The organism is Hymenobacter sp. B1770, assembly GCF_049896385.1.
Lineage (GTDB): Bacteria > Bacteroidota > Bacteroidia > Cytophagales > Hymenobacteraceae > Hymenobacter.
The window spans coordinates 14,539-39,050 of record NZ_JAFCUF010000009.1; the positions used below are offsets into that span (position 1 = coordinate 14,539).

Here is a 24,512-nt window from a genome sequence, read left to right on the forward strand (position 1 = left end):
GGTAGAATTTATAGATATGAATTGCTGCAAATTAACAGACTATTGCTTGCTGAACTTACTGCTGACCCGGAATTTTCGCCCCGCGCTCCCGCGCTACATCCTGTGCCAGTTCATAGCCCGCGTCAGCGTGGCGGAAAATGCCCATGCCGGGGTCGGTGGTGAGCACGCGCTTCAGGCGTTCGGCTTTTTCGGGGGTGCCAGTTGCCACTATCACCATGCCGGAGTGGGTAGAGTTGCCGATGCCCACGCCGCCGCCATTGTGCAGGCTCACCCAGTCGGCTCCGCTGGCGCAGTTGGCCAGGGCATTGAGCAGGGGCCAGTCGGCCACGGCGTCGGAACCGTCCTTCATGCCTTCGGTTTCGCGATTGGGCGAGGCTACCGAGCCGCAGTCGAGGTGGTCGCGGCCGATGACGATGGGGGCTGAGACGTCACCCCGCGCCACCAAGTCGTTGATGACAAGGCCAAACTTCTCGCGCTCGCCGTAGCCCAGCCAGCACACGCGGGCCGGCAGTCCAATGAACGGCACCTTGGCCTGGGCCTTTTCTATCCAGCGGGCCAGCATTTTATTCTCGGGAAAGGTTTCGAGCAAGGCGCGGTCGATGCGCAGAATGTCCTGCGGGTCGCCGCTGAGGGCGCACCAGCGAAACGGCCCTTTGCCCTCACAAAACAGCGGGCGGATGTAGCCGGGCACGAAGCCGGGGTATAAGAACTGGCCGTGCTCATCGCGCACTTGCAGGCCGCCTTTTTCGGCTTGGCCGCGCAGGTTGTTGCCGTAGTCTACGGCAATGGTGCCGCGGCGCTGCATCTCCAGAATAGCCTCCACATGCTTCACGATGGACTGCAGGGCCTGCTTCTTGAATTCGTCGGGCCAGGCGGCGCGCAGAGCCAGCACCTCCCCTATCTCGCCTTCGGGAAGGTAGTCCATCAGGTCGTGGGCCGAGGTTTGGTCGGTCACGATGTCGGCCTGAAAGCCGCGCTCCAGCAGCTCGGGCAACACCGTGGCAGCGTTGCCGGTGAGGCCCACCGAAAGCGGCGTGCCAGCGGCTTTGGCCTGCTCGCACAGCTCCAGGGCGTGGGCGAGGTCGCGGGCTTGCTCGTCTACGTAGCCTTCGCGCACTTTCTGCTTCACCCGCTCGTCGATGGGCTCCACCACCAGGCACACGCCGTCGTTCATGGTCACGGCCAGCGGCTGGGCGCCGCTCATGCCGCCCAGGCCCGCCGTCACGGTGATGGTGCCGCGCAGGCTGCCGCCAAAATGCTGGTCGGCCATGGCCGCAAAGGTCTCGTAGGTGCCCTGCAAAATGCCCTGGGTGGCAATGTAAATCCAGGAGCCGGCCGTCATTTGGCCGTACATCATCAGGCCCATCCGGTCGAGCTCGTCGAAGTATTCCTGGGTGCTCCAGGCGGGCACGATGTTGCTGTTTGCTAGGAGCACGCGGGGCGCGTGAGCCCAGGTTTTGAGCACGCCCACGGCTTTGCCGCTCTGCACCAGCATGGTTTCGTCGGCCTCCAACTCCTTCAGGGTTTTTACGATGGTCTGGTATTCCTTCCAGTTGCGGGCGGCGCGGCCGGCCCCGCCGTATACAATCAGCTCGTCGTAGACTAAGCTTACGGCCGGGTCCAGGTTGTTTTCTAGCATCCGCAGGGCGGCTTCAGCTTCCCAGGTCTTGCAGCGCAGGGTAGTGCCGTGGGCGGCGCGCACCGTTTCCTCGGGCTTGAACTCGTAGAACATTGGGCGCTTGCCGGCTGCCGGTTTGGGCAAATTGGGAGCGCTGGAAATGGAGGTGGCCTCGAGGTTGAGCTTGGGGGTGGCGGTTTCGGTGGGGGTGGGCACTGACATGGAAAGAGGCGAATTGGGTGGGGTGGCGAAGATAGGGAAGTGACAACTACCAGCTACAGCTCTAAAACCTATATCATTACCCGTGACTTATCCATGGTCAACGCATTTCAGCAATAGCGTCTTATATCTCGTATAAAGGCAGCTACGCCCTCTGTCTTACTTAATATGAGCACTGACTATAAACCCATCGATTGCAACTTCTACGATGAGCTGGAAGCTGCCGCCACCCAGCGCCGCCGGGTCGACCTGCAATACTTCAACGACCTGCGCCAGCTCTGCCTGGGTTCTGGCGTGATTGAAACCCTCTTCATCCGCGACAAAGTAGAATACATGCGCCTGAAATCGGGCGAAGAAATTCGCCTCGACCACCTCATTCGCATCGACGACAAGCCTGCGCCCGGCTACGCCGACTACCCCGATTTTAGCTGCGCCTGCTGATGGCGACCGTACCAAAAAAAAAGAGCCTCGTGCTGCGTTAATGCTGCACGAGGCTCTCTTTTTTGACCCGTTTCGCGGGCCGTTCCGCTAGTTGCGGCCCTGCACCAAGCTCACGCCGCCGTTGGTCGTCACAGCCTTTACGGGAGCACCGCCCTTGCCCAGGCTGGTAGACAGCTCTTTGCGCATAAAACCGCTTTTCGTGACCTGAAAGCCCGCCCGGATGCTGCCCATGTTGGTGCTAGTGAAGAGCTGCGCCGAGTAGTCCTGCGGCAGCTTCCAAGTAATGCCGCCGTTGGTGGTTTCCACGTCAAGGCCTTTGCCCTCCCACTTGTTGCCCAAGAGGGTGATGCTGAGGCCACCGTTCACCGTTTGCCCCGTCACGTTTCCGCCTAGGCTGGCCAAGCTCACCCCGCCGTTTATGGCTTTGAAATTGATGTCGGATTGCAGATTATTGAGGCTGATGCCACCGTTCATGGTGTTCAGCGCCAGAGCGGTTTGACGCGGCACAAACACTTCGTAGCTCACGCTGTACCGCTCGTCTTTGCTGCTCGACTCGGCACGAAGGGTGTTGTTAGCGCTGCTGATGGTCACGTTTTTTACCTGCTCCTGTGCCTCTGCTTCCGAATTGGCCCAGCTCTGGACCTTGGCCCGAACCCGAATATTGGGCCCCGACCAGCCGTGAACGGTGATGCCGCCGTTGGTACCGCCGTCAATCGTCAGGGGCTGGCCTGCAGGCGCGGCCATAGTCAGGTCGCGGGTTTCACAGAAGCGTTTGTTATCGGATTTGCCGCTGTACCAGTTGCCTTCCTCGCAGTTCATTTTAAAGGATGGTTCGGAGCTGGTTTGGGCCGATGCCGAAAAAGCGATGCAGGCGAAAGCGAGTGCAGAAAAAAGGGTTTTCATGGGGAGTAAGGGTTAAAAAAGCGATTTACGATGAGCGATACTCGCACCACTTTAAAGGGTGGCGAGTGGGATGATTACCGGCAGATTTTGGATTCGTTACAAGCACGCATGTAATTTTTACTGACCATATAGGTGCCCACTTTTGGCCGGGCGCCGTATGCTTTCTTTCCGCTTCTTCACTAATTCTTACTACCTATGGATACAGTAGCCGCCGGCGTCACCCAGCTGCGCATTCAGCGCTTTGTCAACGTTTATTTTGTCGAAACCGGCATTCCCGGCGAATGGGTGCTGATTGATACCGGCCTGCCTGGCAGCGCCAAAACCATCATCGCCGCCGCCGACAAGCTGTTTTACCCTGGCACTCACCCCGAGGCCATTCTCCTCACCCACGGCCACCTCGACCACCTCGGCTCGGCTAAAGAGCTAGCTGACCATTGGAAAGTGCCCGTGGTGGCGCACCCCCTCGAGTTGCCCTACCTCACCGGCAAAGCCCAGTACCCGCCCCGCGACCCCACCGTGGGCGGTTCGCTGGCCTTCATGAGCCGCTTTTTTCCGTCTCAGCTGCCCAACCTAGCCGAGCGGGTGCAGGGCTTGAACACCGATGACCCGGTTGTGCCCTACCTCATGAACTGGCGCTGGTTGCACGTGCCCGGCCACGCCCCCGGCCAGCTCGCCTTCTTCCGCGAAGCCGACCGCGTTCTGCTCGGTGGCGATGCCTTCGCTACCTGCCACCACGACTCGATACCGGCCGTGCTTTTGGGCAAGCCCAAAATCAGCCGGGCTGGCACGCCGTTCAACTACGACTGGGAAGCCGCCCGTCAATCGGTCCAAACCCTAGCCGACCTGGAGCCCAAAGCCATTGGCTGCGGCCATGGGCCTGTCATAACGGGCGAAGAGGCCACCACCGGCCTGCGCGAGTTGGCCAATAACTACCCCGTGCCCGCCCACGGCCGCTACGTGAACGAGCCCGCCCGCACCGATGCCAGCGGCGTAGAGCACCTGCCTCCCGCCCCCAAAGACAAGCTGCCGCTGCAGGCCGCTGTGATTGGCGCGGGCATTCTGGCAGCAGGCGCGGCCTGGCTCTTTACCGGTGGTCGGCGTCGGGGAAAAGCCAAACCCGGACCCTACACCCCAGTGCGGCCTTACCGGCGCGGTGTAGGCAGCTGAGCTGTGGAGTGGCATCCGTCGGCTCTCACCTGCGCGTGCCCCTTACGGGGCTGCTACTCCTGTCAAGTAAGCGGTTATTATGGTAGCCGCCAGACGAGCAGTCTGATTGTCACGGTCGAAAACGGGGTTCAGCTCCACTACTTCAAATAGGCGCACTGCCTCGTTTTTGCCGGCCAGCCAAGCGGCCTCCACTGCCTGTCGGGGCGTAAAGCCATCAGCACTTGGGGCCGATACGGCGGGCGCATATGCCTCGGCGCAGCCATCAATATCGAAGCTCACGAAAGCCGCTTTGTGCTTGGCTGCCCGGCTAAGCGCACGAGTGAGGTAAAGCTCCATGCCGTCCTTTTGCACGTGGGCCAGCGGCACAATGTGTGCATCTTGGCGGTGCAGGAAATCGATATCCTCTTTGGTATTGAGGTTGGAGTGCAGACCTAATTCGGTAAACCCCGCCCCCGCCAAAAACCCTTCGCGCAGCAGCTTGCCAAAGGGCGTGCCGCTGCTGATTTCGGGCTTGTCCTTCACATCGGCGTGCGCATCGAGGTTGATGCCGCCCACGGCTTGCCCACCGCTGGCGTCGAACAGCCCGCGCACTGTGGAGTAGCTGCCATCGTGCGAGCCCCCGAGTACAATTACGCGCGGGTATTGCCGCAACAGCTGGCCCAGCCGCTCCCGGATGTGGTCGTGGTTGCGCCCGTGGTCGGGCTGCCGCATATCCAGATTGCCGGCATCGGCAATGCGCAGGCTTTCCAAGCTCACATCGTGCTCCAGGTTGTAAGTTTTATGGTAGCGGCGCAGCTCCCGGCGAATGGCATCGGGGGCGTGTGCTGCGCCAGCCCGGCCGCCCTCCAGCACCGTGCCGAAATCGAGGGGCAGACCTACCAGGCACACATCGGCCTCCGGCAGCTCCGCGGCGGGTTTAATCAGGTCGCGTAAGAACATCACAGCTTGAAAAAGTTAACTGATATGATGGATTAGCCTTCCAGCATAAAGCAAAGTTTGTCATTCTGAACTGGCCAACTGAAGTTCAGCGTAGCCAGCTTTGTGCTATAAGCAGGACGCCCCGCCTAAAGCGATGCGGCTGCTAGACTAGCAGTTATCATCAATTTCGTCAGTTGAGGGAGCCATTAGTTACTGCTCGTTGCATTATGCTCTCATTAAGCTGACTCTGCCACAAAGGTGGTACGGTTTTACCTTGTGCAAGCCTAACCTTTTTCCGATGTTCACCTCTGCTCCCATGCTACTTCGCTGCCTCAGCACCTTCGCGCTGCTAACGTGCCTTCCTTTTGCCGTATTAGCTCAAACCCCATCTCCGCTTCCCTCCTTTTATAACACCTACCACTACACGGCCTACACCGTGTACGACAACACCAGCGCTGAGCCTCCTACCGAGGTGCGTGGCGTGGGCGGCTCCCTCATTCTACGGGCCGATGGAACTTACGAAAAGCACCTGAGCATAGTAGCCCCCAGCGGCCCGCACTACTTCAACCAGTCCGGCCGCTTCACGCTCATCGGCGACAGTATTCGCTTTGCCTTCACCGACCTAAAAGGGTCCGACGTGCAACGCGGTACTTTCCGTTTCGAGCCGGCCACCAAACGCCTCACCATAAGCATCATTGGTTACCCCACCGGCAACAAGGGCGTGTATGAACTGGTAGCAGCCGACGCGAAGGCCTCTCCCACTCCGAAAGCTCCGCGGCCCAAACCAGTGAAAAAGGCCCGCACCTAGCTCTGTGTTTTGGCCGCATTTGGCTCCCCCCGCCCCTTCTGGCTAACTTGCGGCCCGTTTCGGCGGCTCCTGCCCCGGTAGTGCCCCTAGAGATGGCTCATTGTTAACTGATAATTGCTAATTGACCCCCTATGGGACGCGCATTCGAATTTCGCAAAGGCCGCAAAATGAAGCGGTGGGACAAAATGTCGAAAGACTTTACCCGCATCGGTAAGGAAATTGTGATGGCTGTGAAAGAAAACGGCCCCAACCCCGACACCAACGCCCGCCTGCGCGCCGCCATGCAAAACGCCAAAGGCGTGAACATGCCCAAAGACCGGGTAGAAGCCGCCATCAAGCGCGCCAGCAGCAAGGAAGAGAAAGACTATCAGGAAGTGGTATACGAAGGCTACCTGCCCCATGGCGTGGCCGTGGTCATCGAAACCGCTACCGACAACCCCACCCGCACGGTGTCCAACGTGCGCCTCATCTTCAACCGCAACGAGGGCACCCTGGGCACCGCCGGTTCCTCCGACTACACCTTCACCCGAAAAGGCGTATTCAAGCTATCCGCCGAAGGCCTCGACCGCGACGAACTGGAACTGGAGCTCATCGACTTCGGTGCCGAAGACGTGTACGAAACCACCGAGGAAGACGAGCACGGCGCCGAACACAAGTACATCGTGGTCGAAACCGCTTTCACCGACTTTGGCCAGATGCAGAAAGCCCTCGAAGCCCAGGGCCGCCACGTGGTCAGTGTGAACCTGCAGCGCGTGCCCAACACCACTGTCTCCCTCAACGACGAGCAGTTGGAAGAAGTAATGACCATCATCGAGAAATTCGAGGACGACGAAGACGTGCAGGCCGTGTACCACACCGTGGGCTAACCGACTGCCTCCCGCTAGCTACACGCCAAATGAACGTCATGCTGAGCGGAGCCGAAGCATCTCTACCGCGCAACTAATTAAATTTTAGTTCACCAGGAGAGATGCTTCGGCTCCGTTCAGCATGACGTTCTTGCTTTTAAGATACTCTTCTGAACTTATCGCCTTTCCGCGCTAACTCATGCCCGCTGCCGAACCCTCTGCCTCAGCAGCTTCATACACTACTTCCAGCCCGTTGGCTTCCCGCGATTACCTGCCAGCCCTCACGGGCTTGCGGGCCATTGCGGCCTGGCTGGTGTTCTTCAATCATTACCCACTGGGCCCCATTCCCCCGCCTGGCATTGCGCGGGCCATCCAGTATTTAGTCGATGAATCCCATGGCCTGCCGCTGCTCTTGCTGCTAAGTGGCTTCCTCATCGCTCTGCGCTACGACTCCGGCACCGCCAACTTTCGCCCCAAAGGCGGGTGGCGACACTATTTGCTTGGCCGGCTAGCTCGTATCTATCCATTGTATGCGTTGCTCACGCTAGCCACGTTTGCACTGCTGTGGTACTGGCAGTCTCCTCATGTCACACCGGGCCTAATAGCGCTCAACCTCACGTTGCTGCGCAGCTTTTTCGATGAGTACAAGTTTACCGGCATTGGCCAGGCCTGGTCCCTCACCTTATTCGAGTGCTTCTACCTGGCTGCCCCTTTTGTACTGAGCCTCCAGCGCCGTGGACTGCCGCTATGGCTGCAGCCCCTCATTTTGCTGGGCCTTGGCACCGGGCTGGTGGCCCTGCTGGCACCGCTGAAACTGCACGGTCTGTTTGGGTCCTACCCCTTCATGCTTAGCTTCACTTTTTTCGGCCATAGCTTGGAGTTCTTCGTGGGCGTTTGGCTGGCCAGGCGCTACCAATCGGGGCGCCTTGGCTCGCCAGCAGGCATTTCGCGCACTCTCGGCGGCGCCTTGCTCTACGTGGCGGTCACGGTCGCCTTGGGCTTCACGCAAGCCCAGTTTCATAACCCAGACCACCCACTTACGCTAGTGTTAAATTTGGTGGGCTTTCCAGCAGCTGGTGGGCTATTATTCGCCGGGCTGCTTAGCGAATACTCTTGGTTCCGGCAATTGCTCAGCGGCAACTTGTTTCAAAAGCTGGGGCGCAGCTCTTACTCCTTTTACCTGCTCCACGCGGGGCCGCTTTCGTTTTGGGTGTACGAGCGGCTGCCCAACTTTTGGCTGCTACAACTTCTGGCAGTACAGATAGCATCTTATATTTTATATGTTATGCTTGAACTACCCGTATACAGCCTACTAAAACCTCAAAGACGCGTTGTCTCAAGTATAGAATAGCAGGCACTTAATATTTCGTCACGATAACTACTTGTTAGGACTAGCTTTAAAAATTTAATTAATACTTAGCGCTTGCAAATCCATTCATTCAAAGAGCATGTATAGCAACCTATCAAAGAAATTAGACAGCTTTTACGAACAAACGAATATTGAAAAGGAAGACACATTAAAGGAGCTTTTAGAAACAATAAATACTGCTCCTGAAGATTTTATCAAATCGTTCTATAATGAACGGTTCAACTATCTAAATAACCTCCCAATTATATACGAGGCATTATCTAAAGACTTGACAAATTGGGCCGATTTTTTCTTAGACGAAATAAGACGTCTTTTTGCTACCGCCGAAACAGTTGATTTTCCTAGACAAGTACTAACTCATTTGGACGAGCTTTCTTTCATAGATGCAGAAGCATTTAAACATCGAGACGCATTCGTAGCCATTTTAAGCACTCACCTTGAAAACCAGCACGTAACTTTTCGATATTACGCCCTTAGTCTAATCCCAGACTTCGTCAGAAATGATGACTTACAAACAATTAATAAAATAAGAAAGCGGCTTAAAGATTCGGACTGGCGAATCAGGTACTGGGCATTTATGGCATTAAAAGACCTAAGCAAATTAAATTCTAGTGACAGACTTTCCGTTATGGATGTACTTAGGTCTAAAATAATGAGTACGATAAGTTTTAATTAAAACAGAAATAATTTTTTTAACGAATTACTTAAACTACCTGCCACCAAAAACGCCGCTCTTGAAAGTTTCAAGAGCGGCGTTTTTAGTAATTAAAGCAACAGATTACTTAGTCTACATTGTCGTGCAAAAACCGGTTATCCCCCAACAGTTCATTATCGTCCGATAAATTAAACCGCGAGATATTCTGCGCCGAGCTGGGCTCCACATTCTCCAGTTTTACCTGGCGACGCAAGTAAGCCGGCGTATCGTATTGGCTCACCGCCTCGGGTGGCAGGCCATTGCTCAACTCCTGCAGGCGCCGACGGCGCTCCAGGGCCTGTGCGTCCATTGCTGGGCGAGTACGGTTCTCCGGAGTTGGAGCCGGCGCTGGAACCGCATTCGAGGTTAAAACAGGCTCCGTAGGGGCACTGGCCGGAATGCCGGCCAAGGGAGGCGCATTGTGGGCCGAAGGACCATTGAGGTCAAACGTAACCCGGGCCGGCTCCGGAGCCGAGCTACCGAAACTGGGCACAAAAGGTGCCGAAGCGTTTCCAACTGCTGGAGCAGCCGGCGCCACGGTCGCAGGAGCCGCTTCAACGGGCGCTGCTGCTACCGGAGCAGAATCTGCAGTGCTGCTGCTCGGAGCGCCGGGGGTGTTGATGGAATGAGCATCGCGGGCAAAGCCGGTGGCAATCACCGTCACGCGGATGTTCTGGCCCAAGGTGTCATCGATGCCGTGGCCGAAAATCATTTCCGCATCCTGCCCGGCTTTCTCTTGGATGTACTCCGTGATTTCGGTCAGCTCGTCCATTTCCAACTCGTGCTCGGCGCCCGACATGATGGAGAGCAGAATTTTCTGCGCCCCCTGAATGTCGGTATTGTTGAGCAGCGGCGAGTTCAGCGCTTCCTCGGCAGCGCGACGGGCGCGGTTTTCGCCTTCGGTCATGCTGCTGCCCATTACGGCGGCTCCGCTGTCCTTCATCACCGTTTTCACGTCTTCAAAGTCGACGTTCACATCGGCCGTCACCGTAATTATTTCGGCAATGGACTTTGCAGCCGTGGTCAAGACGGTATCTGCCTTGGCGAAAGCCGCGCTCATGGTCAGGTTGCCGTAAATCTGCGGCAGCTTGTCGTTGAGAATTACCAGCACCGTGTCGCAATGCTCGCTGAGCTCCTTGATGCCTAGTTCCGCCTGCAGGCGCTTCTTTTTACCTTCAAACAAGAAAGGCGCCGTCACGATGCCCACCGTCAGGATGCCCAGCTCCTGCGCAACCTGCGCAATTACCGGGGCGGCACCCGTACCGGTTCCACCGCCCATGCCGGCCGTGATGAACAGCATCTTGGTGCCGTGGTTCAGTAGCTCGCGAATTTGCTCCTTGCTTTCCAGGGCGGCTTGGCGGCCGCGCTCGGGCTTGGCCCCAGCACCCAGGCCTTCGGTGAGGTCAACTCCAATCTGAAGCTTGTTGGGCACCGTGGAGCTTTGCAGCGCCTGGTGGTCGGTGTTGCAGATAATAAACTCCACGTCCTTGATGCCCTGCTTGTGCATGTGCTTCACGGCATTGGAGCCACCACCTCCCACCCCAATCACCTTGATGATTGACTTGTTCTGGGCAGGAATGTCGAATTTGTAATTCATAAAGTCGATAGGTTGATTGCTAATAGTTAGTTGCCACTCATCAATTAGCGAGCAAATTACTCACTAATCAACAAGCAGCAACCAACAATCAACTGGCGGAATATTAATAAGACTTATCGTCGTAATCGTCAATCAACAACCCTTTGGTGCGGGTGATGATGTCCTTGAAGAAACGACTGGCCGCGCCGGGCTCCTTGGGCTTGGCAGGCTGAGGCGCGGGCGCCGGCGCAGCGGGCACCGAAGCGCGGGTTTCTACAGGCATCGAAGCCGGTGCCTGAACAGGGGCCGGTGCGGCCACCTGGGGAGCGTAGTAGGAAGGGATAATCTGCTCTTCCTGCTCGTAAGGAGCACGCGAGTTATTGCGCTCATCGAGCGAGTGGTAGCCCGACAGCACCAAGCCCACCGTAGTGGCGTACATCGGCGACTTCACTGCCTCAATGCGGCTCTTGCCGAGGTGCTGGTTAGGGTAGCCAATGCGGGTATCCAGACCGGTGATGTATTCGGTGAGCTGCTCCAGGTTCTGGAGCTGCGAGCCGCCGCCCGTGAGCACGATGCCGGCCGACAACTTGTCGTGCAGGCCCATGCGGTATATTTCGGCATACACCAGCTCCATGATTTCCGACATGCGGGCCTCAATGATGTACGCCAGGTTTTTCAGCGATACCTCCTTGGGCGGGCGGTTGGGCAGGCCAGGAATGCTCACGATTTCATAATCAGAAGCTTCTTCGGCAATGGCTTTGCCAAACTTCACCTTAAGCTGCTCGGCTTGGCCGGGGGCGACGTTGCAGCCGGCCTTGATGTCCTGCGTGATGATGTTGCCACCAAACGGCAGCACCGCCGCGTGGCGGATGATGCCGTCCTTGAACACGGCCAGGTCGGTGGTACCGCCGCCGATGTCAATCAGGGCCACGCCGGCTTCCTTCTCCTCTTCCGAGAGGATGGACATGCTGCTGGCCAAAGGCTCCAAAATCAGGTCGGCAATTTCCAGCCCGGCTTTGGTCACGCACTTATTGATGTTGTTGATGGCCGTGCTCTGGGCGGTGATGATGTGGAAGTTACCCTCCAAACGCACGCCTTCGTAGCCCACGGGGTCGGCAATGCCTTCCTCATAATCCACCTTATAGTCCTGCGGCATCACGTGAATGATTTGCGAGCCGGGCTGGGTTACGAGGCGGTACATGTCTTGTGTGAGGCGGTTCACGTCGTCCGGCCCGATGGTATCGTGCGAGTTGCGCGTGATGCTGCCGTTGTGCTGCAAGCTCTTGATGTGCTGGCCGGCGATGCCTACGTTTACCAATCCAATGCTAATTCCGGACTGTTCTTCGGCTTGCCGAATGGCCCGTTTTATTGCGTCGACGGTTTTGTCAATGTTGAGCACTATGCCCCGTGAAACACCTTCGGACACAGCTTTACCCATGCCCAGGATTTCAAGTTTACCGAACTCGTTTTTGCGGCCTACCAAGGCGCAGATTTTTGTAGTGCCAATGTCGAGCCCGACGACGATTTTGTCTTGTTGCATAGGAGCGGTGCTGGCGAGCGTGAAGAAAGCTGGGTTTGGGAATTGAGAAATTGTGGACCTTACGGTCTATTTTTCAGCGAATTACTATTCGCAGATAATTTGATTCTTGTATTCGACGTTTACGCGGTGGTAGGTGTCCCACCCCAAAACTGACGGAATTTGCCGGTAAAATACCATAAGCTTGGCGAATTTCTCGGAAATATTTTCGGGCATACCGAATTCGATGCGCTGGTCGCCCACTTGCTGGGTAAAGGAGAGCTTTCCGCCCGGCTCGATAAAGACCTCCGATACCTGAGCTTTCCAGAATTCATGCTCGTCCACGTACCGCAAAAACTCGAGGTATCGTTGCCCAGTACTGTCCTGGAAAAATGCACTTGGCAAGCTAGCTCCATTGGGGCGCGCCACGGTCGCTACCCGGGCCGTAAACAGCGGTGAGAGGGGCAAGGTGTGCCCTTCCGCATCCACGTAGGTATCGAGGCGGGTGTCGGGGTGGGTGAGGCGGGCAATGGGCCGGTTCTGGCGAATGTCGGCGTGCAGGTTGCCGGCAAGGTCGCGGTACACCTGGGCTTCGCGCACGAAGGGATGCGCCCGCACCCGAGCTTCCAGTTCCTGCAAACGGGGACCTTCGGGAAGCGTGCCCACCACGGGCTCGGCGCCGCCCTTGGTGAGCAAGGCCGTTACGCCCCGCTCGCTGATGAAGTAATTATCGAATTCGTTGGCGATGTTGACGGATACCGCGCTTACGGGGCGGTTGGCTTGGCGCAGGGCGGCGAATACGCCCAACCCGCCCAGCACCAGCAGGCAAGCAGCAGCTACAAGTAAGTTTCTAACGGTGCGGTCCAAAAGCGGAAAGGGTGTTGTGGTGAATTATCAGAAAACGTTGCGGTGTCCTTGTTGAAATGCGACGTTTCTCTCTGTGTTTTTTTTGCTTTCAAATTGATTTTATTATTTCCAACGCTCGGTTAAAATCAATTTTAATTGCGGCACCAAAGTGTCAATATCCCCCGCTCCTACCGTGGCCAAAACATCAAACGTTTCATCGATTTGGGCGGCGGCCAGAACTTGTTCTTTGGTTAGAATGGCTTTGGTGGGTGCCGTGAGGTTGGCCAGAATTATTTCGGAAGTAATTCCCGGCAATGGCTTTTCGCGGGCTGGGTAAATATCTAACAAAAATACCTCATCTGCAATACTTAAGCTCTTAGAAAAACCAGCCGCGAAGTCGCGGGTACGGGTGAACAGATGGGGCTGAAAAATCACCCGCAGCCGCTTGCCCGGATACAATGCTCTAACAGAAAGCAGAAAAGCCTCTATTTCGCGTGGATGATGGGCATAATCGTCGAGATAAACGTTTTTACCAGTGGTAACCACAAACTCAAAGCGCCTTTTTACGCCGCGATACGCTGCCACTGCCGCGCGTAATTTTTCAGAATTAATGTCATGAATTTGTGCCACTGCGGCGGCCGCCAGCATGTTCTCCACGTTGTGGTAGCCGGGCACCGCCAACTCTAAGTTGGCTACCGTCCCATTTGGGCTGCGCAAGTCAAAATGAAACTGGTGGCCTTCAGCCGATATATCGTGGGCGTAGAGTTCAGGCCCCTGTTCGGCCGAGAGCCCGTAGCGAATCACCGTAGTACCGGCCGGAGCCGCGGCCGCCACGCTGGCATCGGCAGTATGATTAATTAATAGCGTACCGCCGGGCTTTATCTGGCCGACAAATTGACGAAACGATTCTATTAATGACTTTTGGTCGCCATAAATATCAAGGTGGTCGGCATCGGTGCTGGTAACGATGGCTACGTCAGGAAACAGCGTTAGGAAGCTCCGGTCATATTCATCAGCTTCTACCACAATGGGGGCTTCCGGGCTCGTTGGCAGCAGCAGGTTGCTGCCCAGGTTCACCGCTATTCCACCCAGGAAAGCGCCGGCATCGAGGCCGGCGTGGTGCAGCAAATGCGCCACCATGCTGCTGGTCGTGGTTTTGCCGTGGGTGCCCGCCACGGCAATGGTATAGCGGCCCTGAGTTAGCACGCCCAGCACCTGGCTGCGCTTGCGAATGTCGTAGCCTTCGGCGCGCAGCCACGCCCACTCCACGCTCTCGGCCGGTATGGCAGGGGTTAGCACCACCAAGGTTTGGTCCCTATTCTGGCGAACCTCAGCCGGTATGTTTTCCACGGCGTCTGCGTAATGCACGGCAATGCCTTCCGTTACCAGCACTTGGGTCAGCGGTGTTTCGGTTTTATCGTACCCGCTCACCTGATGGCCGTTGGCTTGAAACCAGCGCGCCAACGCCGACATTCCAATGCCGCCAATACCAAGAAAAAAAACGTAGGGAAACTGATTCAAAACTTGAATTATAAACTATGAATTAAAAATGAGTTGATGTAGCCTTTGCGTCATGTATCCGCATGGCATTTTTTTAATTCGTCATTTTTAACTTTTAATTAATCTCAACAGCTCATCAACAATGATGGCCGTGGCGTTGGGCCGGGCCAGTTCCCGCACGCGGGTGCTAAGCTGCTGCTGGCGTTCGGTATCACCGAGCAGGCGGAGGGCTTCGTCGTAAAGACGGGCCTGGGCGTGCTCATCGGTAATGAGCACGGCGGCGCCCTTGCTCACCAGAGAGAGCGCGTTTTTGGTTTGGTGGTCTTCGGCCACGTTGGGCGAAGGCACCAGGATGCTGGCCTTCCCGGTCAGGCACAGCTCGGAAACGGAAAGCGCGCCCGCTCGACTGATGACGACATCAGCCGCGGCGTATGCCAAATCCATGCGTTTGATGAACTCAAGCGCGTACAGATTATCGGCTTGGTAGGGGCCAGCGAGCCTTTCGGCTTCAGGGAAATACAGCTTGCCCGTTTGCCAGAGCAGCTGCACGCCCGCATCGCGCAGGCGCTGCAGGGCGGCGGCCGTGGCCAGGTTGAGGGTGCGGGCGCCCAGGCTGCCGCCTACTACGAGCAACGTTTTTTTGTCAGGATTTAAGCCAAAGAACTGGAGCGCTTCGGCGCGGTCGCCATCGGCTATTTCCGTGCGCACTGGGTTGCCGGTCAGCACGATTTTGTCTTTGGGGAAGAACTTCTCCATGCCATCGTAGGCCACGCAAATGCGCCCCACCCGGCGGGCCAGCAGCTTGTTGACCAGGCCGGCGTAGGAATTCTGTTCCTGTATAAGTGAGGGAATGGCCCGCGACGTAGCGGCCAGCAGCACCGGGGCCGAGGCATAGCCCCCCACTCCTACCACGACATCGGGCCGAAATTCTTCAATTAGTCGCCCAGCCTTGCGCACCGAGCGAAACACCCGCACCGGAAACATGAAGTTCTGGGGGGTGAGGCGGCGCTGCAGGCCGCTGATGTCGAGGCCAACTATCTTATAGCCTGCGTCGGGCACGCGGGTCATTTCCATGCGGCCGTTGGCGCCCACAAATAGGATTTCGGTATCGGGCAGGCGGCGGCGCAGTTCGTTGGCAATGGCCACGGCTGGGAATATGTGCCCGCCGGTGCCGCCACCGCTGATGATGACGCGAAGAGGATTGGTCATGAAAAACAGGACGTCATGCTGAGCGCAGCCGAAGCATGACGCGTGCAGCAATAATTATTTACTCTCGTGAGCGAAATGCTTGCCTACGGCGACCTTCGGTTCGGCGGCGCTCGGCATGACGTTCATCAATTTACATTCAAGCATACGCGGCGCGCTTGCTGGGGATGCGTGCTGTGTCGTCGGGTTCGCCGGTCATGGGGCGCACCTCGCGTTCACCACGACTGACCGCCAGAATGATGCCGATGCTGATGCCGGTGAAAATAAGTGAAGTGCCGCCCATGCTAAGCAGGGGCAGCGGCAGGCCGGTGATGGGACCCAGCCCCACGGCCACGCCCATGTTGACCAAGGCCTGCAGCACGAGGCTGAAGCTAAGTCCGGCCGAAAGCAAGCCGCCGAAGGCGCCGTAGCTATTCATGACGGTTTTGAGCCCTCGATAGAGAAACGCCAGATAAAGAAAAAGCACCACCGCGCCGCCAATGAGGCCGTATTCTTCGATGATGATGGCATAGATAAAGTCGGAATACGGGTGCGGCAGGATGTTGCGCTCGGTGCTCTTGCCCGGGCCCTTGCCCGTGACGCCGCCCGTGGCAATGGCAATGTAGCTGTGCTCGAGCTGGAAGGGCACTTTCTTGTTGGGGTCGCTGGCGCTGTCGAAGTGGTTGGTGACGCGCGAGATAACCGTTTTGCCGCGCTGGCCCGTGGCCAGGCCCGCTCCACCCACTACAGCCCCAATGGCAATCATTACGGCCATTTGGCGAAGCGGCACGCGGCCGATGAACATCAGCAGCAGGCAGGTTGCGAACAGCAGCAGCGCCGTAGAGGCGTTACTCAGGATGATGAGGCCGCAGATAATGCCTACCCACAGCATTACCGGAAACAGCGTGGTCCAAAAGTCGTCGAGGTGCTGCTGGCGGCGGCTAAGCATGCTGGCCAGGTGCGAAATCAATGCGAGTTTGGCAAGGTCAGAGGGCTGAAAGGTTTGGTTGATTACCGGAATGGTGAGCCAGCGCGACGCCTCGTTGATGTTCGAGCCCATGAGGTAGGTGAACAGCAGCAGCGGCACCGAAATCAGCAGGGCGTACAGCGCCAGGCGAGAATAGTAGCGGTAATCGATGCGGTGAGCCAGCCACATAAAGCCCAATCCCACCAGAATCAGGGCGGTGTGCTTGAAAAGGAAGTGCTCGGTGTTGCCGTCCATCTTCTTATAGGCCAGCGTGCCAGTAGCTGAATACACCACCGCGATGCTGATAAAAGAGAACAGAAGCACGATGGCCCATAGAATGGGGTCGCCCTTGAGGCTGCGTTGCAACAGGTTTTGTCTGAGTTCCATAAATCGCAGAGGTTCGCTGATTAAATAGATTACGCTGACGCAGAAGATGACAACGCTTTGACCGCCTGGGCAAATTGCCGGCCCCGGTCTTCGTAGTTTTTGAATAAATCGAAGCTAGCGCAACAGGGCGAGAGCAGTACCACATCGCCAGACTCAGCGAGCGCGGCGGCGCGGGCGACGGCGTCGGTCATGCTCTGGGTTTCTTCCACATGAGGCACCACTTCCACAAAAGCGTCGTGAAGTTTCTCATTGTCGACGCCCAAGCACACAAGCGCCTTCACACGGGACGCGGCCAGGCCCAGGAGGCTATTGTAGTTGTTGCCCTTGTCAGTGCCACCGGCAATCCAAACGATGGGCTGCTTGATGCCGTCGAGGGCGTACCAAGCGGCTTCCACGTTGGTGGCCTTGCTGTCGTTGATGAAGCAGACGCCGTTGATTTCGCCTACCAGTTGCAGGCGGTGGTCGGCGTTTTGGAAGGTAGCCAGGCCCGCTTCAATTTGCTCGGTGCTGAGGCCAGCTACGCGGGCGGCGAGCACGGCGGCGGCCATATTCTGCTGGTTATGCTGACCGATGAGCGGCGACTGTGCCACGCTTACTACCTCAACCATGCCTTCGGGGTAGCCGGGCAGGTGCAGCCGTAGCGTACCGTCGGCCCCATACCAGGCAGCCCGGTTTTCGCCGGCGTTGCCGCTATCGAACTCCTTGTCGAAAGCCAGTGCATTTTTCTGAAACTCAGAGGCTGCTACGGCTTTGTTGGTTTCGGGGTCGGCCGCGTTGTAGATGAAGCAACGGCTAACGTTGCGGGCAATGCGCAATTTGGAGTGGGCGTATTTCTCCAAAGAGTACTCGTAGCGGTCGAGGTGGTCGGGGGTGATATTGAGCAGCATGGCTACCCAGGGGCGGAATTCGTGCATGTCGTCGAGCTGGAAGCTGCTCAGCTCCAGCACGTAGTAGTCATGCTTATCTTCAATCACTTGCTCGGCCAGGCTGTAGCCCACGTTGCCGGCCAGGCCCACGCTCAGGCCGGCGCTTTTCAGCAAGTGGTAGGTGAGCAGCGTGGTGGTGGTTTTGCCGTTGGTGCCCGTGATGCAAATGCTCTTGGCTCGGGTATAACGTCCAGCAAACTCAATCTCAGAGACGATGGAAGTGCCTTTTTCACGCAAAGCCTGGACAACCGGAGCTTTTTCGGGGATGCCAGGGCTTTTGATTACTTCGTCGGCGGCCAGGATTCTATCGAGGGTATGCTGGTTTTCTTCAAAGGCAATGCCGGCCTGGGTGAGTTTGTCCTTGTACACGGGGAGGATGGCGCCGCGGTCGGACACGAACACGGAATGGCCTTTCGCCTGCGCCAACAGCGCTGCTCCTACCCCACTTTCGGCTGCTCCGAGGATTACAATATTCATTCTGAATCTAACGCAATTTCAACGTAACCAAAGTAATGACAGCCAGCATTATGCCGACAATCCAAAAGCGCGACACGATTTTGGATTCGTGGTAGCCTAGCTTCTGGTAGTGGTGGTGTAGCGGCGACATGCGCAGTAGGCGCCGGCCCTCGCCGTACTTGCGCTTGGTGTATTTAAACCAGCTCACCTGCACCACAACCGACAGGTTCTCAATGATGAACACGCCGCAGAGGATGGGAATCAGCAACTCCTTACGTACCACCAGTGCCAGCACCGTGATGATGCCGCCGAGGGTAAGCGAGCCTGTGTCGCCCATGAAAACCTGCGCTGGGTAGGAGTTGTACCACAGAAAGCCGATGCAGGCCCCCACAAACGCAGTACAAAAAATAACCAGCTCGCCGGAATCCGGAATGAACATGACGTCCAGGTAATCGGCCAGTAACGCGTTGCCGCTCACGAAAGCAAAAATGGCCAGCGTAATGCCGATGATGGCCGAAGTACCTGCTGCAAGCCCGTCGAGGCCGTCCGTCAGGTTGGCGCCGTTGCTGATGGCCGTCACCAGAAAGATGACGATAGGAATGTAGAGAAAGCCGTAGAGGCCATTGAAAATGGTGCCGGCCGAGGCAAACAAGTTAGCGTAGTTCAGCTCGTTGTCCTTCATAAAGGGCACCGTGGTAATCATGAGGTGCACATCCTTGTAGAACTTGGTAGCATTCACGGTAGAAAACTGCCCGTTCGGCTGCAGGTATTCGCGAATGGTTATCTCGTTGCTATAAAACAGCACCCAGCCCACGGTGATGCCCAGGCCCACTTGGCCCAGCACTTTAAACCGGCCGCTCAAGCCCTCTTTATTCTTGCGAAAAACCTTGATGTAGTCGTCCAGAAACCCAATCAGCCCCAGCCAAACCGTGCTCAGCAACATCAGGATGATGTAGATGTTGCGCAGCCGAGCAAGCAACAGCACCGGCACCAGAATGGCCAGAATGATGATGAGGCCGCCCATGGTCGGCGTGCCCTTCTTCTCGTTTTGGCCCTGCAGGCCTAGGTCGCGCACGCTTTCGCCAATCTGTTTTCTCTGCAGAATCTTGATTAGATGCTGGCCAAAGATGAGAGCGATGAGCAGGGAAATGACCACAGCCAACCCCGCGCGAAAGGTGGTGTATTGAAACACCCCGATGCCGGGCAGATTGTAATGCTCGTTTAAGTAACGAAAAAGGTAATAAAGCATTCAGGTACGGTTAGCAGCAGGCCGTTACTTGCCGAGGGCAGCAAAAACTTCGGTTAAAATCAGTTTGTCGTCGAACGGCGCCTTCACGCCGCGGATTTCCTGGTAAGTCTCGTGGCCCTTGCCCGCCACCAGCACAATATCGTTGGCGCCGGCCAGCTCCACGGCGGCCCGAATGGCCTCGCGGCGGTCGACCACGGTGCGCACCTTGGCCGCGTCGGGTGCTGTCACACCGGCCTGCATCTGCGCCAGAATGTCGTTGGGGTCCTCAAACCGCGGGTTGTCGGCGGTGAGGATGACTTTATTAGAGAGGCGCGCGGCCAGGTTGGCCATGATGGGGCGCTTGGCCGCGTCGCGGTTGCCGCCGCAGCCCACTACCGTAATAATTTGCTGGGTGGGCTGGCGGATTTCGTGCAGAGTTTGCAGAACGTTCTCCAGGGCATCGGGGGTGTGGGCGTAGTCCACGATGCCGGTCACGCGCTGGGTGGGCGACACCACGGGCTCGAAGCGGCCCGGCGCCGTAGTCAGGCCCGAGAGGATGGTGAGCACGTCGGTGGGGTCTTCGCCAAGCAGCACGGCCGCGCCATACACGGCCAGCAGGTTGTAGGCATTGAACACGCCGATGAGTCGAAATAGAATTTCGCGGTCGTCAATTTCGAGGTGCAGGCCGTGCACTTCATTAGCAATGAGCTTGGCCCGGAACGTTGCAGCCCCGCGCAGGGAGTAGGTTTCGCGGCGGGCGGCGGTGTTTTGCAGCATTACCGGGCCGCGCTTATCATCGGCGTTGGTGAGGGCGAAAGCGGTTTTGGGCAGCGCGTCGAAAAAGCCCTTTTTGGCCTTCAGGTAATTATCAAAGGTGCCGTGGTAGTCGAGGTGGTCGTGGGTGAGGTTGGTGAACACGCCCCCGGCAAAGCGCAGGCCCGTGACGCGGTGCTGGGCCACGGCGTGGCTGCTTACCTCCATGCAGGCGTGGGTGCAGCCGGCCGCCACCATACGCGCCAGCAGCGCGTTCAGGCGGATGGCGTCGGGCGTGGTGTGGGTAGAAGGAATCACCTCCTCGTCAATCTGGTTTTGCACTGTGCTTAGCAGGCCGGCGTGGTAGCCCAGCTCCCGCAACAACTTGTGCAAGAGCGTAGCACAGGAAGTCTTGCCATTGGTACCCGTAATGCCAATCAGCTTCAGTTGCCGGGACGGATGCCCGTAAAATGCAGCGGCCATGTGTGCCAGTGCTGCGCCGCTGTTTTCAACTAATATGTAGGACGTGGCCGGATTCAACACCGCCGGCAGTTCCTCGCACACCACGGCCGCCAAGCCTTGGTCAACGGCTCCGGCAATAAACTTGTGGCCGTCGGTAGCGGTGCCGCGCAGGGCGCAAAACGCCACCCCCGGCCCCGCCTCCCGCGAATCGAGAGTGAGGGCCGTGATGGGCACGTCGGTGGGGCCGTGCTGGGCCAGCACGGTTACGTCGGTAAGGAGAGAAAAGAGCGGCAGGGAAATCATGAGGGAAATAATCAGCCGCAGTCAGGCAAAAGCGGCCGGGCAAACAAAGCAGTTAGGTGCGGCGAATCGGGGTTTTTGCGTTGGTTGGAGTCGGCGCTTTTTTGGTACCCTTAGCAGGAGTCTTGCTGGAGGAAGCCTTGGCGGCGGCCTTCTTGTTGGCAATAGCATCTGCTTTTTTTTCAGCCGAGGCTTTGGCCGTGGCCGACGTGGACGGCTTGGCCCGACCCGACGCTACTTTGGCTTTGGCGCTGGTGGTAAAGGGCTTGGCTGCCGGGTCAGCTTCGGCAGGAACAATCAGCTTGTTCTCGGCCACTTTGGTATGCTCCGGCTCGGGCAGGGCCTTGGGAGCTGCCATGCGGGGGCCGGTTTCCACCAGCGTGAGCGTGATGATGTCGCCCCGCTTAATGGAGCTGCCCACTTCCAACGACTGCTCGCGTACGCGGCCCGTCCCCATTGCCCGCACGTGCAAGCCCCGGTTTTCAAGCAGAAACAAGGCATCTCGCAGGGTCAAGCCTTTCACCAGCGGCACCCGGCCGGGCCGCACGGGGTTCACTACCAGGGCCACGGTACGCGCATGAAACGCCGTATCCGAAGCTGCCCGTACCCATTCCTCGCCCCCGGTTGCCTGGGTATTGCCCACCAAGCCCAGCTTCTGGCACACCAGGGCCAGCTCGTCTTGCATGCCGGCACGCACCATGGGCACGCGGCTCTTGTTTAGGCGGGCTTTGGCCAGCAGCGGGCGCTGGCTGAGCAGGTCGCGCGCCATGCACTTATCGGCCACTTCTCGGAATACCGGGGCTGCGACATCGGCGCCGTAGATGCGGCCGTTACGGGGCGAATCGACCACCACGATGCAGCTGTACTTGGGCTTATCGGCCGGAAAATAGCCACAGAAGCTTGTGGAGTAGGTCTTGGTGTACTGGCCGTTTTTGAATTTCCACGCCGTGCCGGTTTTGCCAGCAATGGTGTAGTCCTTGGGCTGAATGCTGCGCGCTGTGCCATGCGACACCACGCCTTCCATCATGGCTTTCACCTTGGCCAAGGTGGCATCGGAGCAGATTTTGGGGTTTAGCACCACTGTCTCGTTGCGTTGCAATACTTGGTCAGCCTGTTTGATTTCCTTCACGATGAGCGGCTGCAGCTTGACACCGCCGTTGGCGATGGCATTGTACAGGGCCAGCGTTTGCAGCGGCGCTAGCTTTAGCTCATAGCCGATGCTCATGGTGGTGAGCGAGGTGCGGCTCCAGGTGCGGTCCTGGGGGTCTTTCAAGTAAGGCTTGGCTTCGCCGGTCATTTGAAAGCCCAAAGGCTTGTCCAGCCCAAATCTCTTAAGTTGGTCGTAATACTCGTTGGGGTTCTTCACGAAGTTCTCATGCACCAGCCGGGCTACCCCAATGTTGGACGACTTCTCGAACACCTGTTGCACCGTGATGCGGCCATAGCCGTGCGAGTCAGACTTAACGGCACCGCCCACGAGCATGCGTCCGTTGCCGGTGTCCACAATGTCGTCAAGCTCAATATTGGGCCGCGCCTCAAACAAAGCCATCATCGACGCCAGCTTGAATGTAGAGCCCGGTTCGGTACGGCCCTGGTCGGCGAAGGCGTAGTTGTAATCCTCCTTGTAGCTACCATCCGACGCTTTTCCGAGGTTAGCTACGGCCTTGATTTCGCCGGTGGCCACCTCCATCAGAATCACGCAGCCATACTGGGCATTGTTATCAACTAAAGACTTGTACAGGGCATTCTCGGCCACATCCTGCAGGTTGATATCGAGGGTGGTCTTAACATCATAGCCGGGCTGGGGTTTGATTTCGGTACCATCGTACACGGGCTTAATGCCGCCCGGCACTCGCTCAAAGAGTGCCTCGCCGGCTTTGCCTGCCAGACTTTGCTCGAAGGTGTACTCCAGACCCGCGCCGTGCTTGTCCTCATTCACGAAGCCAATGGTGCGCTGCGCCAAGCCGCCAAAGGGCCGGAACCGCTTGTCCACCTTCTCAAAAATGGCCCCGCCGCGATTGCGCTTAGCCCGGAAGATGGGCCACTTGGCCAGCATCTTCTTCTCCTGAAAATTGATTTGACGGGAGTTGAGACGGATGTAGCGCACGGTGGGGCGCTTGGGGTCGCGGGCATTCATCAGCCGGCGGCGGTACTCTTGCACGCTCCGGTCGCCAAAAAAGTGCGACAGGTGCCAGGCCAGCGAGTCTACGCCCGCCCTAAATACGGCATCATCAACCACGCCAGGGTCCCAGGCCACCCGGTAAAAGGGCAGCGAAGTAGCCATAATACTCTCGTTATCAGAGTATATGTTGCCCCGCGTGGCGGGCACAGGATGGTAGCTGATGCGCCGCTCCTGCTCCAGGGCGCGCCATTTGGCACCTTCCTGGTATTGAATCTTGGTAGCTTTCCAAAAAATAGCGCACGAGAAGACGGCTACCCCCAGAAAGGCCAGCCGCACCCGCGTGACAATGGACTTCTTAACGTTGCCTTTCATCGAGATTTAGCTCTAACAGTCTGTTTAGTTGCCGATTTGGCTTTGGGCTGGCTAGTACGCTTTTGTGCCTTTGGTTTGTTGTCGAGCTTTTTTGGAGCAGCGGCTTTGGTGGGCCTACTGGCCGCCGGCGCAGCCCGGCGAATCGGCACGGCAGCTTCCGTAGTGTCACCATCCAGCGGCTGCGGTGGGGCAATAATCTCGGGGCCATCGTCGTCGGTGCCCGCGGCCGAGGCGCGGCGACGTCCAGCCAGAATGTCCTTCTGTATTGCAGCGGTCGAGTCGCGGGCCGCCCGAGCCGCTAGCGTATCAGCCGTCAGCACGGGCATGAGTTCCAACTCGGCCGCATCTAGGCGCCCCGCGGGCACGGAGATACGGAAGGGGGGCGAAGAGCTTTCCACTAGCCCGAAGGCGGCCACTTTGCGGGCCACTTCGCTCTGCTTGCTGGCCTCCATGTAGTCTGATTTCAGCGTGGTGTAGTCGGCGCGCAGGTCTTCGGTTTCTTGTTTGAGGCGATGAATGCTGCGGTTCATGCGGTTGCCATAGTGCGTGTTGCCGATGTACAGCAGCGTCAGCAACATCACGAATAGGAGGTGGGGCAGGTAGCGCACCGGCAAGCCTTCTCGGAACAGCCCGTCCACGCTCGTAACCCGGTCCAGAAGCGAAAACAGACTCCAGGAACTCCGGGGCCGGGACTCGAACTTGGGTTTGCGGGGTCGCTTTTCGCGAATCGGGGCCGGTTCGGGCTCCGGCTCGGGAGCTTCCACTACTACCGCTTCGGGCACCGCCACTGGAGCCGGCGCGGCTGCTTCGCGGGGCACATTGGCCCGGCGTGGGGCATCGGTGGGTCTGATTGTATTGGTGGCCATTTTCAGTCGACAATCAGCAGTGAGCAGAGAAGAATTGCCGGAGAAGGCACTTGCAGAGCATTTCCCAA

At 57.7% G+C, this 24,512-nt stretch carries 20 protein-coding genes; 6 read left to right on the top strand and 14 right to left on the bottom strand.

The genetic code is table 11. The features are described 5' to 3' along the window. Positions 1-55 precede the first annotated feature (55 nt). Positions 56-1,840: a urocanate hydratase gene (hutU, locus tag ACP7AJ_RS17125; protein ID WP_426061416.1), complete on the bottom strand. Its 1,785-nt coding sequence runs from the start codon at positions 1,838-1,840 to the stop codon at positions 56-58. Between the two features lie 165 nt (positions 1,841-2,005). On the opposite strand from hutU, the gene ACP7AJ_RS17130 reads away from it, so the two are divergent. Next, positions 2,006-2,278 (top strand): hypothetical protein, encoded by a 273-nt coding sequence (locus ACP7AJ_RS17130; protein ID WP_426061417.1) that lies wholly within the window; start codon positions 2,006-2,008, stop codon positions 2,276-2,278. An 87-nt stretch (positions 2,279-2,365) separates the two neighbouring features. Here the strand turns inward: ACP7AJ_RS17130 and ACP7AJ_RS17135 are convergent, their stop codons facing one another. Continuing rightward, positions 2,366-3,181: a DUF4097 family beta strand repeat-containing protein gene (locus tag ACP7AJ_RS17135; RefSeq protein WP_426061418.1), complete on the bottom strand. Its 816-nt coding sequence runs from the start codon at positions 3,179-3,181 to the stop codon at positions 2,366-2,368. Between the two features lie 195 nt (positions 3,182-3,376). On the opposite strand from ACP7AJ_RS17135, the gene ACP7AJ_RS17140 reads away from it, so the two are divergent. Continuing rightward, positions 3,377-4,348: an MBL fold metallo-hydrolase gene (locus tag ACP7AJ_RS17140; protein WP_426061419.1), complete on the top strand. Its 972-nt coding sequence runs from the start codon at positions 3,377-3,379 to the stop codon at positions 4,346-4,348. 42 nt (positions 4,349-4,390) lie between these two features. Here ACP7AJ_RS17140 and ACP7AJ_RS17145 read toward each other — a convergent pair whose 3' ends face one another. After that, complete coding sequence (locus tag ACP7AJ_RS17145) at positions 4,391-5,287, bottom strand: arginase family protein (RefSeq protein WP_426061562.1); 897 nt, start codon at positions 5,285-5,287, stop codon at positions 4,391-4,393. A 277-nt stretch (positions 5,288-5,564) separates the two neighbouring features. Here ACP7AJ_RS17145 and ACP7AJ_RS17150 point away from each other — a divergent pair, with 277 nt between their 5' ends. The 4 genes from ACP7AJ_RS17150 (at position 5,565) to ACP7AJ_RS17165 (ending at position 8,964) form a co-directional block, all read left to right on the top strand. Beyond that, positions 5,565-6,074: a hypothetical protein gene (locus tag ACP7AJ_RS17150; protein ID WP_426061420.1), complete on the top strand. Its 510-nt coding sequence runs from the start codon at positions 5,565-5,567 to the stop codon at positions 6,072-6,074. 131 nt (positions 6,075-6,205) lie between these two features. Further along, entirely contained in the window at positions 6,206-6,940 is a 735-nt protein-coding gene (locus ACP7AJ_RS17155; RefSeq protein WP_426061421.1) for a YebC/PmpR family DNA-binding transcriptional regulator, read from the top strand. Positions 6,941-7,118: 178 nt separating this feature from the next. Continuing rightward, positions 7,119-8,270 carry an acyltransferase family protein gene (locus ACP7AJ_RS17160; RefSeq protein ID WP_426061422.1) on the top strand — a complete coding sequence of 384 codons (1,152 nt, stop codon included), beginning with the start codon at positions 7,119-7,121 and terminating at the stop codon, positions 8,268-8,270. Between the two features lie 97 nt (positions 8,271-8,367). Next, positions 8,368-8,964: a hypothetical protein gene (locus ACP7AJ_RS17165; protein WP_426061423.1), complete on the top strand. Its 597-nt coding sequence runs from the start codon at positions 8,368-8,370 to the stop codon at positions 8,962-8,964. Between the two features lie 106 nt (positions 8,965-9,070). On the opposite strand, the gene ftsZ is transcribed toward ACP7AJ_RS17165, so the two are convergent. The 11 genes from ftsZ to ACP7AJ_RS17220 form a co-directional block, all read right to left on the bottom strand. Continuing rightward, positions 9,071-10,579, bottom strand: coding sequence for a cell division protein FtsZ (ftsZ, locus tag ACP7AJ_RS17170; RefSeq protein WP_426061424.1), 1,509 nt, complete (start codon positions 10,577-10,579; stop codon positions 9,071-9,073). 103 nt (positions 10,580-10,682) lie between these two features. Next, entirely contained in the window at positions 10,683-12,098 is a 1,416-nt protein-coding gene (gene ftsA / locus ACP7AJ_RS17175; RefSeq protein WP_426061425.1) for a cell division protein FtsA, read from the bottom strand. Positions 12,099-12,182: 84 nt separating this feature from the next. Further along, positions 12,183-12,941: a cell division protein FtsQ/DivIB gene (locus ACP7AJ_RS17180; RefSeq protein ID WP_426061426.1), complete on the bottom strand. Its 759-nt coding sequence runs from the start codon at positions 12,939-12,941 to the stop codon at positions 12,183-12,185. 102 nt (positions 12,942-13,043) lie between these two features. After that, a complete protein-coding gene (gene murC / locus ACP7AJ_RS17185) occupies positions 13,044-14,441 on the bottom strand; it encodes a UDP-N-acetylmuramate--L-alanine ligase (RefSeq protein WP_426061427.1) in 1,398 nt (465 codons plus the stop codon). Between the two features lie 87 nt (positions 14,442-14,528). Then, positions 14,529-15,629 (bottom strand): undecaprenyldiphospho-muramoylpentapeptide beta-N-acetylglucosaminyltransferase, encoded by a 1,101-nt coding sequence (gene murG, locus ACP7AJ_RS17190; RefSeq protein ID WP_426061428.1) that lies wholly within the window; start codon positions 15,627-15,629, stop codon positions 14,529-14,531. A gap of 136 nt (positions 15,630-15,765) precedes the next feature. Then, the gene (locus ACP7AJ_RS17195) at positions 15,766-16,959 is read right to left on the bottom strand and encodes an FtsW/RodA/SpoVE family cell cycle protein (RefSeq protein ID WP_426061429.1); all 1,194 of its coding nucleotides are present in this window, start codon (positions 16,957-16,959) and stop codon (positions 15,766-15,768) included. A gap of 29 nt (positions 16,960-16,988) precedes the next feature. Further along, the gene (gene murD, locus ACP7AJ_RS17200) at positions 16,989-18,362 is read right to left on the bottom strand and encodes a UDP-N-acetylmuramoyl-L-alanine--D-glutamate ligase (RefSeq protein WP_426061430.1); all 1,374 of its coding nucleotides are present in this window, start codon (positions 18,360-18,362) and stop codon (positions 16,989-16,991) included. A gap of 7 nt (positions 18,363-18,369) precedes the next feature. Continuing rightward, positions 18,370-19,590 (bottom strand): phospho-N-acetylmuramoyl-pentapeptide-transferase, encoded by a 1,221-nt coding sequence (gene mraY / locus ACP7AJ_RS17205; RefSeq protein WP_426061431.1) that lies wholly within the window; start codon positions 19,588-19,590, stop codon positions 18,370-18,372. A 24-nt stretch (positions 19,591-19,614) separates the two neighbouring features. Continuing rightward, a complete protein-coding gene (locus ACP7AJ_RS17210) occupies positions 19,615-21,087 on the bottom strand; it encodes a UDP-N-acetylmuramoyl-L-alanyl-D-glutamate--2,6-diaminopimelate ligase (protein WP_426061432.1) in 1,473 nt (490 codons plus the stop codon). Between the two features lie 52 nt (positions 21,088-21,139). Continuing rightward, a complete protein-coding gene (locus ACP7AJ_RS17215) occupies positions 21,140-23,578 on the bottom strand; it encodes a penicillin-binding protein (protein ID WP_426061433.1) in 2,439 nt (812 codons plus the stop codon). Further along, positions 23,575-24,444 (bottom strand): FtsL-like putative cell division protein, encoded by an 870-nt coding sequence (locus tag ACP7AJ_RS17220; RefSeq protein WP_426061434.1) that lies wholly within the window; start codon positions 24,442-24,444, stop codon positions 23,575-23,577. The genes ACP7AJ_RS17215 and ACP7AJ_RS17220 overlap by 4 nt, the downstream gene beginning before the upstream one ends. Positions 24,445-24,512: the final 68 nt, after the last annotated feature.